The sequence below is a fragment of the Rhodococcus sp. 05-340-2 genome (assembly GCF_002258915.1).
Lineage (GTDB): Bacteria > Actinomycetota > Actinomycetes > Mycobacteriales > Mycobacteriaceae > Rhodococcoides.
The window spans coordinates 34723-51646 of the sequence record NZ_NOYU01000022.1; the positions used below are offsets into that span (position 1 = coordinate 34723).

General features: G+C 65.9%; 15 protein-coding genes. 11 read left to right on the forward strand and 4 right to left on the reverse strand.

Annotated features, from left to right (window positions below; genetic code table 11):
- Positions 1-215: 215 nt before the first annotated feature.
- The gene (locus CH271_RS11005; RefSeq protein ID WP_094633608.1) at positions 216-1430 is read right to left on the reverse strand and encodes a PucR family transcriptional regulator; all 1215 of its coding nucleotides are present in this window, start codon (positions 1428-1430) and stop codon (positions 216-218) included.
- A 112-nt stretch (positions 1431-1542) separates the two neighbouring features.
- On the opposite strand from CH271_RS11005, the gene CH271_RS11010 reads away from it, so the two are divergent.
- The 7 genes from CH271_RS11010 (at position 1543) to CH271_RS11040 (ending at position 8961) form a co-directional block, all read left to right on the forward strand.
- The gene (locus CH271_RS11010) at positions 1543-3150 is read left to right on the forward strand and encodes an ABC transporter substrate-binding protein (RefSeq protein ID WP_094633609.1); all 1608 of its coding nucleotides are present in this window, start codon (positions 1543-1545) and stop codon (positions 3148-3150) included.
- Entirely contained in the window at positions 3105-4148 is a 1044-nt protein-coding gene (locus CH271_RS11015; protein WP_373453609.1) for an ABC transporter permease, read from the forward strand. The genes CH271_RS11010 and CH271_RS11015 overlap by 46 nt, the downstream gene beginning before the upstream one ends.
- On the forward strand, positions 4141-4959 hold the full coding sequence (locus CH271_RS11020) for an ABC transporter permease (RefSeq protein WP_094633610.1): 819 nt from the start codon (positions 4141-4143) through the stop codon (positions 4957-4959). The genes CH271_RS11015 and CH271_RS11020 overlap by 8 nt, the downstream gene beginning before the upstream one ends.
- Positions 4956-5867 (forward strand): ABC transporter ATP-binding protein, encoded by a 912-nt coding sequence (locus CH271_RS11025; RefSeq protein ID WP_094633611.1) that lies wholly within the window; start codon positions 4956-4958, stop codon positions 5865-5867. Before CH271_RS11020 ends, CH271_RS11025 begins: the two co-directional genes overlap by 4 nt.
- On the forward strand, positions 5864-6499 hold the full coding sequence (locus tag CH271_RS11030; RefSeq protein ID WP_094633612.1) for an ABC transporter ATP-binding protein: 636 nt from the start codon (positions 5864-5866) through the stop codon (positions 6497-6499). The genes CH271_RS11025 and CH271_RS11030 overlap by 4 nt, the downstream gene beginning before the upstream one ends.
- 123 nt (positions 6500-6622) lie before the next feature.
- On the forward strand, positions 6623-8065 hold the full coding sequence (locus CH271_RS11035) for an amino acid permease (RefSeq protein ID WP_094633789.1): 1443 nt from the start codon (positions 6623-6625) through the stop codon (positions 8063-8065).
- Complete coding sequence (locus CH271_RS11040) at positions 8062-8961, forward strand: universal stress protein (RefSeq protein ID WP_094633613.1); 900 nt, start codon at positions 8062-8064, stop codon at positions 8959-8961. Before CH271_RS11035 ends, CH271_RS11040 begins: the two co-directional genes overlap by 4 nt.
- 12 nt (positions 8962-8973) lie before the next feature.
- On the opposite strand, the gene speB is transcribed toward CH271_RS11040, so the two are convergent.
- On the reverse strand, positions 8974-9933 hold the full coding sequence (gene speB, locus CH271_RS11045) for an agmatinase (protein WP_037190678.1): 960 nt from the start codon (positions 9931-9933) through the stop codon (positions 8974-8976).
- A gap of 115 nt (positions 9934-10048) precedes the next feature.
- Here speB and CH271_RS11050 point away from each other — a divergent pair, with 115 nt between their 5' ends.
- Genes CH271_RS11050 through CH271_RS11060 form a run of 3 tightly spaced genes read left to right on the forward strand, consistent with a single transcriptional unit; the run spans position 10049 to position 13196 of the window.
- Positions 10049-10681, forward strand: coding sequence for a helix-turn-helix domain-containing protein (locus CH271_RS11050; protein ID WP_256986362.1), 633 nt, complete (start codon positions 10049-10051; stop codon positions 10679-10681).
- Complete coding sequence (locus CH271_RS11055; RefSeq protein WP_094633615.1) at positions 10678-11514, forward strand: carbon-nitrogen hydrolase family protein; 837 nt, start codon at positions 10678-10680, stop codon at positions 11512-11514. The genes CH271_RS11050 and CH271_RS11055 overlap by 4 nt, the downstream gene beginning before the upstream one ends.
- Positions 11511-13196, forward strand: coding sequence for a flavin monoamine oxidase family protein (locus CH271_RS11060; protein WP_094633616.1), 1686 nt, complete (start codon positions 11511-11513; stop codon positions 13194-13196). The genes CH271_RS11055 and CH271_RS11060 overlap by 4 nt, the downstream gene beginning before the upstream one ends.
- Here the strand turns inward: CH271_RS11060 and CH271_RS11065 are convergent.
- Positions 13112-13903, reverse strand: coding sequence for a YoaK family protein (locus CH271_RS11065; protein ID WP_094633617.1), 792 nt, complete (start codon positions 13901-13903; stop codon positions 13112-13114). The two genes, CH271_RS11060 and CH271_RS11065, sit on opposite strands and share 85 nt — an antisense overlap.
- 28 nt (positions 13904-13931) lie before the next feature.
- Positions 13932-15428 carry a PucR family transcriptional regulator gene (locus CH271_RS11070; protein WP_094633618.1) on the reverse strand — a complete coding sequence of 499 codons (1497 nt, stop codon included), beginning with the start codon at positions 15426-15428 and terminating at the stop codon, positions 13932-13934.
- 130 nt (positions 15429-15558) lie between these two features.
- On the opposite strand from CH271_RS11070, the gene gabT reads away from it, so the two are divergent.
- Positions 15559-16923, forward strand: coding sequence for a 4-aminobutyrate--2-oxoglutarate transaminase (gene gabT / locus CH271_RS11075; RefSeq protein ID WP_094633619.1), 1365 nt, complete (start codon positions 15559-15561; stop codon positions 16921-16923).
- Position 16924 lies beyond the last annotated feature (1 nt).

The window sequence follows — 16924 nt, forward strand, 5'->3', positions numbered from 1 at the left end:
CCTTTACGTTTCTCGTACGTCCGAATTCGATGGTGTTACTGGCCGCGAGTGGACCCGGTGCGGCTCGACAAGTCGTTCCGCGGGCTCCACTCGTGCGGCTTCGACCTCGACTACTCCAGTGTGACTGTTCACTTTCCTGCAGGCATGGTCGTTTTGCGGACATCTTCTGTCGCATTTGGTTGCCGGATTCCGGCAATGTAAGCATCTTTGCTAGGTCAAGATGACAGACGGGTGGACGGCCAGTCGAGCAACATTGCGCCGAGCACCGCTGTGTGCAGCGCAAATGCCTCGACGGGGTTGCCCACATCTTGCCCGGTCAAATCCTTTATTCGCGACAATCTGTAGGTGACCGCGCGCACGGACAGATGCATGCGGCGCGCAGTCGACGCAGAGTTCGCGCCGGTGTCGAAGTACACCTGCAATGTCTCGAGGAGGGGACCTGCTCCACCGCGGGCGACCAGGAGCGGGGTCAGCAACGTGTCCACCAGGTCGGCGATAGCCGCGCGATCACTGATCAGCACCCGATAGACGAGCAGATCGCGGGCATCGACAACGGGTGCGTCGAGCCCGAGTGCCGAGGCCAGTTCGAGTGCGTCGAGCGCTTCTCGGTAGGACGCCGCAACACCGACAGCTCCACCTCGAGCGCGGCCGACCCCGATCTGTGTCCGGCCGTACTCGCCCGCCCGGCGGAGATCGACCGATTCGTTCGACGCGAGGGCGGGCGTGCCGAGGGCGCGTCCCACCCGGGTCAGTACGTGGTCGACGGCGTCCAGGTCGGGTGCCGGAAACACGAGGATCAAACGGTCCTGCTTGGTCGCGACGAGTAGTTCGGCATCGCCCTTGCTCCCCTGCACGGTGCGCTCGACGAGGCCGATCGCGGAACTGGCGTCGGTGAACGGAGTGGTCGAGGTCACGACGGCCACCGCATGTGGACTCGACAGGTCCAGCCCGAAGGCCTGTGCACGCCCGAGCACCCCGGCCACATCGGAGGTGCCCGAGAGCAGATCGTCGACGAATTCGCGTCGGGCGAGCACCTCGGCGCGCACCAGAGTGCGACGCGCGAGCTGATAGCCCTCGGCCAGTTCGGCCACCGCGTCGTCGACGGCACGCAGCATCACTTCGCCCGCGGTGACGACGCCGGAGGGATCCTCGGCGGCCGCGTCGACGGCGGGCAGCTCGCGCCACAACCGCCACGCGGAGCTCAGATACAGATCGAGCAAGGCTCGCAATGCGACTCCCGCCCGCGCCGCGGCATCGCCCTGCGCACGAAATTCGCGTAGCTGCTTGCGTCTGAGGGGGACGCCCGCATCCACCGCGTCGGTGAGAACGTGCAGAAAGCTGCCCAGTAACGCGACGTCGAGTCCGCCTGCGTCCGACGCGGCGAGCGCGGCGACCGTGTCGAGCGGTACCGCGTCCCGCTGTGTGGCCATGTGGTGTCTTGCTCCTCGTCGACTCCCATCATGGTAAGCCGCCGAAACCGATCGGTTACACGGGTGTGGAAGCATCGTTGCGCTCGACTCGACGTTCGACTTAGGCAGGTAGATGATCAAGCTCGGCTCGACAGCCATCGTCGCGATCTCGTGTGCGCTGTTCTCGACTGCGTGCTCGGCACCGTCGCAATCGGGACTCGCGTCCTCGGACGGACTCGTGTTGGCCGACGGCTACGAACTCGGCGGGTACAACCCGGTCGCCGGGTACGGCGCTGCCGGCGAGGCGAAGATGTACGACGGGTTGTTGCGCATCGGCGGCGGCGACGGTCTGCCACCGCTCGAACCCGCACTCGCAGTCGAGGTTCCGACGGCCAACGACGATGCCACGGTATGGACTGCGACGCTCCGCGATGGAGTGGTCTTCTCCGATGGGTCCACGTTCGACGCAGCAGACGTCGTCGCGACCTACGAGGCGATTCTGGATCCGGCTTCGGCGTCGGAGGCGCGGTCGTCGTTCGACATGATCGACGACGTCGTCGCGATCGACGATTCGACCGTCGAATTTCGACTTGCGTACTCGTACGCGCCGTTTCCGACGAAGTTGCTCATCGGAATCGTCCCGTCGGAGGCCGTCGCGGAGCCCGGGCTCGCCGCCGAATCGCCACTCAACCGCGCTCCTGTCGGAACCGGCCCCTACGTCCTGGTCGATCTGTCACCGGATCGAGCGGAATTCGAGGCCAACGAAAACTACTGGGGCGGAGCGCCCGAGGTGAAGAAACTCACCCTGCTGTACGTCCCGGACGACAACACCAGAGCCCAGCGGATGGCGGCAGGCGACATCGACGGGACGAACCTGCCGCCGCTTCTGTCGCAGAGTCTGGACGGACGTGAAGGTATGACGTTGTCGTCCAACGTCTCCGCCGATTGGCGGGGGGTGTCGTTACCGACGAACTCACCGGTCACCGGAAACCGAGACATGCGGCTCGCCCTCAATCTCGCCGTGAATCGACAGGCGATGATCGACGGGGTACTCGGCGGATACGGCCGACCGGCGGCCACCCCCGTACCGTCCGTGTTCGGCGAGTCCTACGAGCCGACTGCAGTGTTCGAGTACGACCCGGCCGCTGCCCGGCAGATACTGTCCGACGGCGGCTGGATCCCCGGTCCCGATGGCATTCGCGCGCGTGGTGGGCAGCGCGCGGAGATCACCGTGATGTACAACTCGACCGATACCGTACGGCGAGATCTGGCCCAGGCCTTCGCGTCCGATGCGGTGGCGGTGGGGGTCGAGGTCACCCTCGAAGCGTTGTCCTGGGACCGGATCGACCCCAGAATCGGCGTCGATTCCACGCTGCTCGGCGGTGGAGAAGAGCCCTACGATGCCGATACTCAGGCCTATCGCGCGCTCGACTCGTCGTTCGTCGCGCCGGGCGTCGGAAGTATCTACGACAACGCGGCCGACTACTCGAACCCGACGGTCGACGCCGCCCTGGACACCGGCAGGCGCAGCCTCGATCCCGCGGTGCGCGCGGAGGCGTATCGGGAGATGCAGCGCGCCTACGTGGCCGATCCGGGATACGTCTTCCTCGTCTTTCTCGATCACACCTACGTATCCAAGGATTCGGACTGGACGATGTCCGGACCGGTGCTCGAGCCGCATTCCCATGGCGTCACGTGGGGTCCGTGGTGGTCGTTGCAGACGTGGACTCGCTCTTCGTGACCGTCGATCAGCGGCACTTCACGACCTCGCGCGGCATCGGCGTGATGGTTCGCCGTCGACTGATGCTGCTGATTCCGGTGTGCGGCGTCGTCTCGCTCGGTCTCTTCGCCGCCGCAGCGGTATCCCCGTTCGATCCACTCGTCGGCTACCTCGGAACCCGATACACGACGACGACAGAGGCGGACAAGGCATCGATGACGGCTGCCCTCGGCCTCGATCGGCCGTGGTTCGTCGCCTACTGGCAGTGGTTGCAGGGTGTCGTCACAGGAGACCTCGGGCAGTCGCGATCCTATGGACAACCGGTGAGTCAGGTTCTCGTCGAACGTATTCCGTGGACGATGTTGTTGGCGGGAGTCGCGCTGTCGGCTGCAGTTGCGATTGCCTTCACGGTCGGCATCGTTGCCGGCATCCGTGCCGGTGGCCGGTTGGACCGCCTCGTCGGCACTGCATGCATCACCGTCCAGGGGGTGCCGCCGTTCGTGCTCTCGCTCGCCGCGATCGCCGTGTTCTCGCTCGGTCTCGGGTGGTTGCCCGTGGCCGGAATCGCCGACGGTGGCAGCGATCCCACCGTCGGCGGAGTGCTCCGCCATCTACTGCTTCCTGCATCGGTTCTGGCCCTCTCACAGGTTCCGTGGCTGCTGCTGTCGGTTCGCGAGTCGATCGTCTCGGCACGAGGTGAGGACTTCGTGGCCGGTGCGGTAGCTCGCGGCATCCCCACCGCGCAGATCACTCGCCGACACATCGTGCCTGCCGCATCGGCCCCCTTCGTCAACGTCGTCGGAGTTCGGTTGCCCGAGTTGGTCGTCGGGGCAGTGCTGGTGGAAGAGATATTCGGGTGGCCGGGGGTCGCAGGAGCCGTCGTGCAGTCGGCGCGAGATCTGGACATGCCGTTGCTGGCCGTCCTGACTCTCGGGACCACCGTTGCCGTCATGCTCGGCTCGCTGCTCGCCGATGTACTGGTCGTGCGTCTCGATCCGAGGGTGCGCGCGGATGGATAGGCGAACGGCAATCGCGGGCGGGTCCCTCGCCGCTCTGGCCGTGTACGCGATCTTCGTCCCCATCTTCGCGGGGGTGGACGATCGGGTCGTCGACTTCTCGTCGGCCAGGCTCGGCCCTTCGGCGCAGCATCCGTTCGGCACCGACTCGGCCGGCCGAGACCTGTTCGTGCGCAGTGCATCGGCCATCGGCACATCGTTGCTCGTCGCGGTGGCCTGCGCGGTACTGGCGACGGTCCTCGGCTGCGTCGTCGGTCTGGCCGCGGGGGTGTGGGGTGGGCGGGTCGATCGAATCGTCATGCGCAGCACCGACGCCGTCAACGCGTTGCCCCACCTGCTGCTCGGCATCGTGATCGTGGCGATGTTTCGCGGTAGCGTCGTCGCCATCGTGGCGTCGATCGCATTGACACACTGGACGCAGGTGGCTCGCATCGTGCGATCGGAGATCCTTCGGCTGCGCGAGCGCGCGTTCGTCGACGTGGCAATCGTGGCCGGAGCCAGTCGGTTTCACGTGGCGACTAGACACTTCGTTCCCGCCGTGTTGCCCCAGGCCATGATCGCCGTCGTCCTGTTGCTCCCACACGCGGTATGGCACGAATCGACGCTGTCCTTCCTGGGGTTCGGCCTGCCTCCGCACGAGCCGAGCCTGGGTACTCTGCTCGAGGAAGCCCGCAGTTCACTGCTGCTGGGGAGTTGGTGGACCTTGGTGTTCCCCGCCGCGATCCTGCTCGTCGCCACGCTGTCCGTAGCCGTACTGGGCTCGGCACTACGGGCGCGGGTGACGCCGGCGCGGCCGTCGGAGCTTCGCCTGTGACTCGTGGCCTCTCCGTCCGACGCCTGTCCGTCCGCATTCCGATCGGTCGACGGTGGGTGCACGCTGCCTCCGATGTCGATCTCGAGGTACCGGCCGGGACGGTGACCGCGCTGGTCGGCGAGTCGGGCTGTGGCAAGTCGATTCTCGCGGCGACGGTGATGGCGATGTTGCCGGTCGGGACCACCGTGAGCGGGTCGGTCGTGGTCACCACCGCGGAGCGAGAATTCGACGTGACGAGAGCGGCAGGGTTTCGGGGCAGAGACGTCGCGCTGATTCCCCAGTCCGCGGCAACGCATCTCACGCCCACCCGTACCGCCCGATCGCAACTCGACGAAACGATCGCCGCACACGGAGCCTCGTCCACGCCCGATCGGCTGGCGGAGCGGGTGGGGCTTGCTCCGGCACACCTCGATCGCTACCCGCATCAACTCTCCGGCGGAATGGCGCAGCGGGTCGCTCTCGCCGGAGCGCTGGCCGCGGATCCCACGGTGATCGTCGCAGACGAGCCCACCTCGAACCTCGACCGCGCCGCCGCCGACCACGTGCTCGCCCTGCTGCGGGCGGCCGCCGACGACGGCGCAGCCGTACTGCTGATCACCCACGACCTGTCGTCGTTGATCAGGACGAAAGTCGCCGACCGCATCGCCGTCATGTACGCCTCACGAATCATGGAAACGGGCCCTGCCGCGTCGGTGCTCGAGGAACCGCTGCACGAGTACACCCGGGACCTGCTGGGCGCGCTGCCGACCCGAGGGATGACTCCACTACCGGGATCGCCGCCCGAGTTGACGGACCTACCCGACGAATGCGTCTATCACCTCCGCCGTCCACTGTCTTCACAGTCCGGTGGACCCACGGAAATAGTGACGGTCGGCGCGCGGTCGTACCGAACGAGAGTGCACCGATGAGCCTCGATGCGGTGGCCGTGAGCGCCGGCTACCCAGGTGGCTGTGATGTGTTGACGGAGGTCACCGTCTCTGTCGAGCCGGGAACGATCACGGGACTGACCGGCCCGTCCGGTAGCGGAAAGACAACCCTCGCGAGAGTGCTTGCGTTGCTGCAGAAACCCCACACCGGAACGGTGCTGCTCGACGGAACCGCCGTGCGAGGCGTCGGATATTCGGCACCCGCGAGCTCGCGTGCACAGATCGCGTTGCTGTTCCAGTCTCCGCGGCAGGCGACCGATCCACGGATGACCCTGCGATCGATCATCGAGCAACCGGGGGTCATCGTCGGGCGCACAGTCGATGTCGCGGATCTGGCAGAGCAGGTGGGTCTGACCGCCGATCTGCTGACCCGTCGGCCGCACCAGGTCAGCGATGGGCAACTGCAGCGCGCCTGTGTCGCACGGGCGTTGGCCCAACGGCCGCGCTATCTGATCTGCGACGAGGTGACGTCGATGCTCGACGCGGCGACGACGGCGTCGATCGCGAGGGTGCTGCAGCGTCAGGCCGTCGATTCGGGGGTCGGTGTCCTCGTGATCAGCCACGACGCGGATCTGTTGGACGCACTGTGCTCGTCGGTGCACCACCTGAGCTGAGAACGACCTGGAGTGCTCGCGGAAATGTGCGAGTCGGTTCGGTGTGCGAATCACTCGATCGGGGAGCAGAATCAGCCGAACCGGTTGATTCGAGAGTTTCTCTCCAGGTTGGGAGTCGCCTACATGACCTCGTCGAACAGACCTGCATCGAGTCTGCGATCGCAACTGCTTCGTAAGAAGCCGATCGTGGATCCGGACCAGCAGAGCAGTGGCGGACTGGAACGGACCATCGGCACCTTCCAACTGACGATGTTCGGCGTCGGTGCCACCATCGGTACCGGCATCTTCTTCGTCCTGTCGCTCGCGGTTCCCGAAGCCGGTCCCGCAGTGGTGCTCTCGTTCCTGGCCGCGGGTATCGCGGCCGGGCTCGCCGCCATCTGTTACGCCGAAATGGCATCGGCGGTGCCGGTTTCGGGCTCGACCTATTCCTACGCGTACGTGACGATGGGCGAGGTGGTCGCGATGGGCGTCGCCGCATGCCTGTTGCTCGAGTACGGAGTGTCCAGCGCTGCCGTCGCCGTCGGGTGGAGCGGGTACCTCAACGAGCTGTTGAACAACCTCTTCGGCTTCACCATCCCGCACGCGTTGTCCGCTGCGCCGGGTGACGCCGACCCCGGCATCATGAATCTGCCTGCGGTTGTGCTGATCGTGCTGTGCGCAGTTCTGCTCATTCGCGGTGCGAGCGAGTCGGCGGCCGTCAATGCCGTCATGGTCGTCATCAAACTCGGTGTGCTGGCTCTGTTCGCGATCGTCGGGTTCACTGCCTTCGACTCCGGCAATTTCTCCGACTTCATGCCCTTGGGCGCAGCAGGTGTGACGGCTGCCGCGGGCACGATCTTCTTCTCGTTCATCGGACTCGACGCGGTGTCCACCGCGGGCGACGAGGTGAAAGATCCGCAGAAGACCATGCCGCGAGCCATCATTGCGGCACTGATCGTCGTCATCGTCTTCTATCTCGTCGTGGCCGTGGCCGCCCTGGGGACTCAGCCCTGGACCGACTTCGCCGGCCAGGAGGAAGCCGGGCTGGCGGAGATCCTGCGCAACGTGACCGGGCAAGCCTGGCCGGCAACGATTCTGGCCGCAGGTGCGGTCATCTCCATCTTCTCGGTGACCCTGGTGACGATGTACGGACAGACTCGAATCCTGTTCGCCATGGGTCGGGACGGCATGTTGCCCAAAGCTTTTGCCAAGGTCAGTCCTCGTACGCACACACCGGTCAACAACACGATCGTCGTCGCCGTCGTGATCTCGATCCTCGCCGCGTTCATTCCGCTCGACAAGCTGGCGGACCTGGTCTCGATCGGCACCCTCGTCGCGTTCATCGTCGTGTCCATCGGAGTGATCGTGCTGCGCCGCTCGATGCCCGATCTCGAACGGCCGTTCAAGGTTCCGGGATACCCGGTGACTCCGGTGCTGTCGGTCCTCGCGTGCCTGTACATCCTGTCCGGACTGCACTGGACCACGTGGTTCTGGTTCGGACTCTGGCTCGCGGTGGTGTTGACGTTCTACTACTTCTGGGGTCGGCACCACTCGACGCTGCGTGGTGAAGAGCAGGGCGCACGATGAGCGTCCTGATCGCTTTCGCACCGGGGAAAGGCAGCGTCGGTGCCCTCGATCTCGGTGCCCAGCTCGCTCGGTCGACGGGCACCGACATCGATGTGGCGACGGTGGTTCCCAAGCCGTGGTCGACTCCGTCGATGGCACGGGTCGATGCGGAGTTCGCCGACTGGGCTGCGACGACCGCAGCCGAGTCGGAGGCGAAAGCGCGCCACTACCTCGAAGATCGAGCACCCGACATCGCCGCGTCGTTCCATCGATTCGCACACCGCTCGGTGTCGACGGCGTTGACCGAGGCGGCCGAGAGCATCTCGGCCTCGGTACTGGTTCTCGGGTCCTCGGGCGACGGCGCTCTGGGGCAGGTGGTCGTCGGGTCGACGGCAGACAAGCTGCTGCATTCGTCCCCGGTGACCGTGGCGCTCGCTCCTCGCGGCTATCGGATGCGCGAACGCGCCACTCTGACCCGGATCACGTGCGCGTTCTCCGGTGACAGCGAGGCCTCGCGCGTCGTGGGCCCGACCGCCGAACTCGCCCGCGACGCGGGCATTCCGCTCCGCCTCGCGTCGTTCGTCGTCCGCGGGGCGACGATGTATCCGCCCGAAGTCGGCCTACGCGTCGAGGACGACGTCGCCACCGAACTCGCCGTCGGGTTGAGCGAGGCCCTGACCGCAGCGATGGACGACGCAGTCGCAGTAGGGCTTCCGGCCGAACAGGTGACAACCGAACTGGCCATGGCAAGTAGCTGGCGCGAGGCTCTCGACGAAGTTCACTGGCAGGACGGCGAAGTGCTGGCCATCGGATCGTCCGGGCCACTGGGGCCGATAGCCCGAGTGTTCCTCGGGTCGCGGGCGACCAAGATCATCCGGCACTCACCGGTGCCGATCCTGGTGCTGCCACGGCGGTGAGATGCGGGCGAGTCATCGGTTGAGGGCCAGCACCGACAACAGCTCGTAGGCAACATGTGCCGCCGCGATTCCGGTGATCTCGGCGTGATCGTAGGCGGGTGCCACCTCGACGATGTCGGCACCGACCACGTTCAGGCCGACGAGTCCGCGCAGGGTGTTGAGCAACTCTCGGGACGTCATGCCACCGGCCTCGGGAGTGCCGGTACCCGGCGCATGTGCCGGGTCGAGAACGTCGATGTCGACCGAGACGTAGACCGGGCCGCCGTCGAGACGTCGGCGCATCCGTTCGACGATGCTGGCCACGCCGTCGACCTCGTAGTCGTCGGACCGAATCACCTGGAAGCCGAGCACACGATCGTCCTCGAGGTCCTGCTCGCTGTAGAGCGGGCCGCGAATGCCGATGTGCTGTGAGCGTTCCAGATCGATCAGACCCTCTTCGCTCGCTCGTCGGAACGGGGTGCCGTGTGTGTAGGGAGCACCGAAGTACGTGTCCCACGTGTCGAGGTGCGCGTCGAAGTGCAGCACCGCGATCGGCCCGTGATCGCGCGCGAGCGAACGCAGGATGGGTAGTGCGATGGTGTGGTCGCCGCCGAGGGTGAGAACCGACGAACCGTCGGCGCGCAGGTCCGTCACCGCGTCGTGCACCGTGGTCAGTGCCTCGGTGATGTCGAACGGATTGACGCCGATGTCACCGAAATCCGCCACCTGTTGGCGGGCGAAGGGAGAGACCTGCAGCGCTGGGTTGTAGGGCCGCAACAGTTTCGACGCTGCCCTGATGTGTCCCGGGCCGAAGCGTGCGCCGGGCCGGTAGCTCACTCCGGAATCGAACGGGACGCCGAGGATGGTCACGTCGGCGCGAGACACCTCGTCGAGCCTGGGCAGCCGTGCGAAGGTGGTCGGCTCGGCGTACCGGGGCACCTTCGTGGCGTCGACCGGGCCGATCGGTCCGTGCTCGGGATTGCTCGGGTTCATCGAGAATTCCTTCCGAAGTCGAGGTGACCGGTCACCGTGGGGTCGACCATGTCGCCCGCCAAGCGTTACGCTGATGCCCGGTCTTGTCAACACGTGTTTCCTGAAAGGTGGAGCGGTGTCGGTAGCTACCGCGATCGTCGGTGATGCGCCGCGTATCGGTGCGCGGCTCAAGGAGGCGCGGCAGAAGAAGCGACTGACTCTCGATGCACTCGCCGACACCTGTGGAGTGACCAAGGGGTATCTGTCCAAGCTCGAACGCGACCAGGTCAATGCGTCGGTGGCGTCGCTGGTCAAGGTCTGTGCCGCTTTGGAGCTTCCGGTCGGCTCCCTGTTCGACGACGCCCCGTCCGGCGAGGTGGTTCGGGCGCAGTCGTTGCCGCGCATCATGTTCGGCGGAGAGTCGATGACCGAGTACCTGCTGACACCGGTGGGGGAGCGTCGGGTGCAGGTGCTGCTGAGCCGCATCGACGCCGGCGGCGGGAGTGGAGCCGAGGCGTACAGCCTCCCGCTCGACGTCACGTTCGTACACGTGATCACGGGTCAGTTGCGGGTGAGCTTCGAGGCCGAAGCGGACGGTACGTTCGCGGGCGACGAGGTGCTGCTCGGTCCTGGAGATGCGTTCACCTTCTCGCCGCGTCGCAGGCACAGTTTTCGAGCCGAAGGCAGGGGCGGTGCTCAGGTCCTGTGGGTGTTGGCACCCGCACTGCCCGAGGAGTTGCCGACGAGGAAACAGGAGTTGCCGCAATGACCGTCACTGTGTCGCTGTTCCAAGGGCCGGAGAACGCCGACGATGTCGACGCGAACCTCGCCGCACTCGACGACGCAGCGAGGAGCGCGGCCGCGGCCGGCGCGTCCATCCTGGTGACTCCGGAGATGTCGGTCAGCGGGTACGACATCGGCGATCTGGTGCTCGAACGAGCCGAACCGTTCGACGGTCCGATCTTCGAGAAGGTGTCCGCAATTGCTCGATCTCGCCGCGTCGCAATCGTCTACGGATATCCCGAACGCAGTCATTCGAAGCTCGGTGGCGAGGCGGTGTTCAATGCGGTGCAGGTGGTCGATGCATCCGGTCGGTCGGTGGCGCGCTACCGCAAGACCCACCTGTTCGGTGAACTCGATCGCGCTCACTTCACTCCCGGGCCGGAACTGTTGGTGCAGTTCGACTTCGGTGGACTGCGGTGCGGCCTGCTCACCTGCTACGACGTCGAATTTCCGGAAACCGTTCGCGCGCACGCCGACGCCGGAACGCAGTGGCTCATCGTCCCGACCGGCCTGATGACCCCGTTCGAGATCATCGCAACCCACGTCGTCCCGACTCGGGCGTACGAGAGCCAGCTGTTCCTCACCTACGTCAACCGCTGTGGCACGGAGACGAGTCTGACCTACTGCGGACTGACCTGCGCCGTCGCGCCGGGAGGCACCGACCTCGCGCGTGCAGGCGCGCACGAACAGTTGCTGACGGTGGATCTGGATCCGGCCGAACTCCAACGATCACGCGCCGTCAACACCCACCTGGCCGATCGCCGAACCGACCTCTACCCGACAGGACCCTCGCGGGCCGAGCAGGAGACCGACCGATGACCACACCCGTCACCCCGGACAGCGCAATCGAATCCGAGGACGATCAGCCGCTCACGATCTTCGGTCCGGACTTCCCGTTCGCCTACGACGATTACCTGGCGCACCCGGCCGGCCTCGGCAGCGTTCCCGACGCTGCCCTCGGTACCGAGGTCGCGGTGATCGGGGGTGGTCTCGCGGGTATGGTCGTTGCGCGCGAGCTGCTCGAACTCGGGTTGAAACCCGTTGTGTACGAGTCCGATCGGATCGGCGGGCGCATGCGTTCGGTGCCGTTCGACGGGCACCCGGGTGTGGTGGCCGAGATGGGCGCGATGCGGTTTCCACCGTCGTCTACCGCGCTGTTCCACTACCTCGACGCCGTCGGGCTCGAAACGACGCCGTTTCCGAACCCGCTGGCCGAGGTGACCCCGAGTACGGTGATCGATCTGAAGGGCGAGAGTCACTACGCGCAGAAACTCGACGACCTTCCGCCGATCTTCGCCGAGGTGGCCGAGGCGTGGAACAGGACGCTCGAGGATCACGCCGAACTGATTCCCCTGCAACGTGCCATCCGCAGGCGGGACGTGGAGACGATCAAGCGAATCTGGAACGAGCTGATCGTGAAGTTCGATGATCAGACCTTCTACGGATTTCTCGCTGCGTCCGAGCACTTCTCGTCGTTCCGAATGCGAGAGTTGTTCGGCCAGGTCGGCTTCGGAACGGGCGGATGGGACACCGATTATCCCAACTCCATTCTCGAGATCCTTCGTGTCGTCATCACCGCAGCGGACGATCACCATCGCGGAATCGTCGGCGGATCACAGCAACTGCCGTTGCGGCTGTGGACCGACCCGCCCGCGACCATGGCGCACTGGCCCGCGGGTACCTCGGTGGCCTCGCTGAACGGCGGCACCACGATGTCGCGAGTCACCGAGATCAGGCGCACCGACGGCGGCACCACGATCCACGACGACCGCGGCAACATCCGCACCTACGCTGCCGCCGTGGTGACCGCACAGAGTTGGATGTTGCTCAGCAACATCAGATGTGACGACGATCTGTTCCCCATCGACCACTGGACCGCCATCGAACGCACCCACTACATGGGGTCGACCAAAGTGTTCGCACTCGTCGATCGGCCGTTCTGGAAGGACAAGGATCCGGTCACCGGTCGAGACCTGGTCAGCATGACGCTGACCGATCGAATGAGTCGCGGCACCTACCTACTCGACCAGGGCGAGGGCAAGCCCGGGCTGATCTGCCTGTCCTACACGTGGTCCGACGATTCGCTCAAACTTCTGGCCCTCGACCCGACCGAGCGCATGAACATCATGCTGCGCTCACTGGAGGAGATCTATCCCGGCGTCGACTTCCGCAGCCACATCATCTCGACCCCGGTGACACTGTCCTGGGAAACCGAACGCGATTTCATGGGTGCCTTCAAAGCCAATCTGCCCGGCCACTACCGCTACCAGGAAAGACTGTTCACCCACTTCGTCCAGCACCAGCTCGACCCCAGGCACCGAGGAATCTTCCTTGCCGGTGACGACATCTCGTGGACCGCGGGCTGGGCCGAGGGTGCCATCCACACCGCGCTGAATGCGGTGTGGGGCGTCGTGCATCACTTGGGCGGTTCGTCGGCAGAAGGCAACCCGGGACCGGGCGATGTGTTCGAGTCGATTGCTCCGCTTCGGTTGGGCGACTGACCTTTCGGGGCCAGCGACCTGGGTGTGCGCTCGTCGAACACGAACAGTGCCAGAGCGATGGTCAGCATCAGGGCAACCACCCAGATCGCCCGTAGCCCGAACAGCTCGACCGCGACTGCGCCGAGCAGCGCCCCGCCGAAGAATCCCGAGATCACTGCGCCGAACCGTCGGGCGCGGGTGCCGGCCTCCAGATCGTGTTCGACCACTCGATGGAATGCAGCCATCGCCATACTGCGGAGATTGCCTGTCGTCATGGTGGTGTTGAACGGCGAATCCACCAGCACGCGAAAGGTGGTCACCTGCACGCCTGCAACGTGAGCGAGGATCACCGAGACCACCGCATCGGGCACGGTCGCCGGCAGAAATCCGACGACGAGGACCAGGAGGATCTCGAACACCAGCACTGCCCGCACCGGTCGTCGCACGATCTTCGCAACCGCGGGCAGCGCGATGAACTCCGCGGTCGCGACGCCCAGGACGAAGGCCGCCAACGGGGGTAGGAACGCCAGTGCCTCGACCCAGCGGCCGCCGGCGACATCGACGCCGAGCAGCACCACGTTGCCGGTCTGCGCGCCGGCGAACACTCCGCCACGGGTGATGTAGGTGTACGCGTCGAGGAATCCACCGACTGCCGCCAGCAGTACTCCGAGCCGAACCGACTTCGCAGTGGCGACGGCGGTATGGGGTTCGGGACGAGGCGTGGTCATCGGGAAATCCTGACACGAAGGCCGATATTCACGTTGTCGCGGCAAGCAGCGAGAGCAACAATTCGGCTCGCACCCGCGCCGACGTCAGATCCACCGCGAGCAATTCCTCGCACCGCGTGATCCGGTTTCTCAGCGTGTGACGATGAACCGACAGGTGTGCCGCAGCGGTTTCCCAATGCCCGTTCGCCTCGAGGAAAGCCCGAAGTGATCCCACCAGATCGGCGGAATGGGTGCGGTCGTACTCGGCCAGTACCGCGATGGTCACTGCAGCCATGGCGCGCAACGACTCCTGTACCGGTTCGGAGGCCAGCAGCATCGATCCGGTGAATTCGACGATCCGGTCGTGGGGACCCGCCGCCGCGCAGGCGAGTGTGGCTTGCCGCAGCGCCGCAGGTGACTCGTCGATGTGCAGCCGGGAACTGATGCCTGCACACGTCGACCGCGGTAGTGATTCGACGAGGTGAGCAACGAACCGGGTGTCGTCGGAGCCGCGCAGCAGCAGTTCGCAGCCGGTGTCGGTGCGACGGGCGTAGGTCGGCCGCGCGCGGAGCCGGCACTCGGCATCGACTGCTTCGGCGATGCGTTCGGACGGTCCGCGGATCACCGCAACCCTGATGTGGGAGTCGTCGTCGGCAGCATCGGCGAGATAGCTCGGTAGGGCCGTGTCGTCGGTGGGCGGGAGGTGCCCGTCGAGCAACAACCCGAGTGCGAGGGTGTTGAGCCTGGACTGCTCCGCGCGCAGTCGTGCCGGCTTCTCGAGGTCGAGCGTCACCAGTGATACCGCGTGTCCCAGCAGGATCTGCTCGACCCCGGTCATCGGCCCTGTGGTGCGAATGGCCAGGAAAGTCGGAGCGCCACCGGTGATCGCAACCGCATGCAGGGTCACTGTGCGCCCCGGTTCGCTCGCCGACACGGTGGCGGGAGAGGACGACGGCCGGATGCTGCGGGCGATCTCGCGGGCCTGCTCGACGAGGTCGCATGCGTCTGCGGGATGAAACGGCTCGGTGCGCCGGCCGATCAGCGCCACCGATGTCGACGTGGCAACGGCGAGTTCACGGACGATCGCGTTCACGCCGCCGTGCAGTGCTGCCCGAGTGATGCGGTTCTGCACGGAGGCCGCGCGAACGACCTGCTCGTACTCCTGCTCGGAGATTCTCTTCATGACCGCGCGAATGACGGCGGCGAAGGGAATGTCGTAGGGGACCTCCACAACGGGAAGGCCCACATCCTCGGCGGTCTCGAGGATGTGTCGCGGAATTGTGCTGTGGGACAGTCCGACTCCGAAACCGAGGCAGGCGACACCAGCGGTGGCGAGGGTGCGGACGTAGGTGGACAGCGCGGGGCCGTCGGAGTCGAACCCGAGCCCGGTCGTCAGAATCAGCTCACCGCCGGACAGCCACGGGCTGGGGTCGGTGAGCTCGGTCGCCTGCGCGAAGGTGATGGGTACGGCGCTGCGTTCGGGTCCTCCGCGGTGACTCAGTCGAAGGTGTCGTTGCCTCAGCAGCCAGGACATCTGCACGCTCACCTGTCGAACTGTAAACCCCGGGTCGACGAAATGGAGTGCAACCTGCCCTTCGTATGGACGAATTGGCAGCAGGCCTGGGCGGTCGACCGGTCGCATACTTGCTGGACCAGCCCACACGAAAGGTGCGACCATGGCCTCGATCGAGTACCGACTTCCGCAGGAGCGCAAGATCGTCACCGCCTTCCCCGGGCCGAAGTCGGCGGCGTTGGCGCAGCGCCGCAAGGCCGTCGTCGGTGCAGGCGTGGCGTCGACGTTGCCGGTGTACGTGGCCGACGCGGACGGTGGCGTCGTGGTCGATGTCGACGGGAATTCGCTGATCGACCTCGGGGCCGGAATCGCCGTGACGACAGTCGGTGCGTCCAACCCGGCAGTCGTTGCTGCAGTGCAGGATCAGGTCGGACACTTCACCCACACGTGTTTCATGATCGCGCCGTACGAGGGTTACATCGAGGTCGCCGAGAAGCTGGCCGAGTTGACGCCGGGCGATCACGACAAGCGCAGCGTTCTGTTCAACAGTGGTGCCGAGGCCGTCGAGAACGCGGTCAAGATCGCACGTCACGCCACCGGGCGGTCGGCTGTCGTCGTGTTCGACCACGCGTACCACGGTCGTACCAATCTGACGATGGCGCTGACGTCCAAGTCGATGCCGTACAAGAGTGGGTTCGGGCCGTTCGCTCCCGAGGTCTATCGAGCGCCGATGTCGTATCCGTTCAGGGAGGGCCTGAACGCCGACGGTTCCGCGGTGACCGGTGCCCAGGCTGCGGCCCGGGCGATCTCCGTCATCGAGAAGCAGGTCGGCGCGGGTAATCTGGCGGCCATCCTGATCGAGCCGATCCAGGGCGAGGGCGGCTTCATCGTGCCCGCAGAAGGATTCCTCCCGGCACTGGCGGACTGGGCACGCGAGAACGGCGTCGTGTTCATCGCAGACGAGGTGCAGGCCGGATTCACCCGCACCGGTGCGTGGTTCGCGAGCGAACACGAGGGCATCGTGCCGGATCTGATCACCATGGCGAAGGGTATCGCAGGAGGTATGCCGCTGGCCGCGGTCACCGGCCGTGCCGATCTGATCGACGCCGTGCACCCCGGTGGACTCGGTGGCACCTACGGCGGCAACCCCGTCGCCTGCGCCGCGGCACTGGCGTCCATCGAGCAGATGGAGACACTCGACCTCAATGCACGCGCCCGCGACATCGAACGCATCGTGTTCGAGCGAATGAATGCGTTGCGTACCGAGATCGGCATCATCGGTGAGGTGCGTGGTCGCGGAGCCATGCTTGCGATCGAACTCGTCCTGCCGGGTGGGCGTGAGCCCAACGCGGAGGCCACCAAAGCCGTTGCGGCGGCGGCACTCGAGGCCGGGGTGATAGTGCTGACGTGCGGCACCTACGGCAATGTCATCCGGTTGCTGCCGCCACTGGTGATCTCCGACGACTTGCTGAGCGAGGCGCTCACCGTCCTCGAAGATGCGCTTCGCGCTGTCGCACAGGGGAACTGAC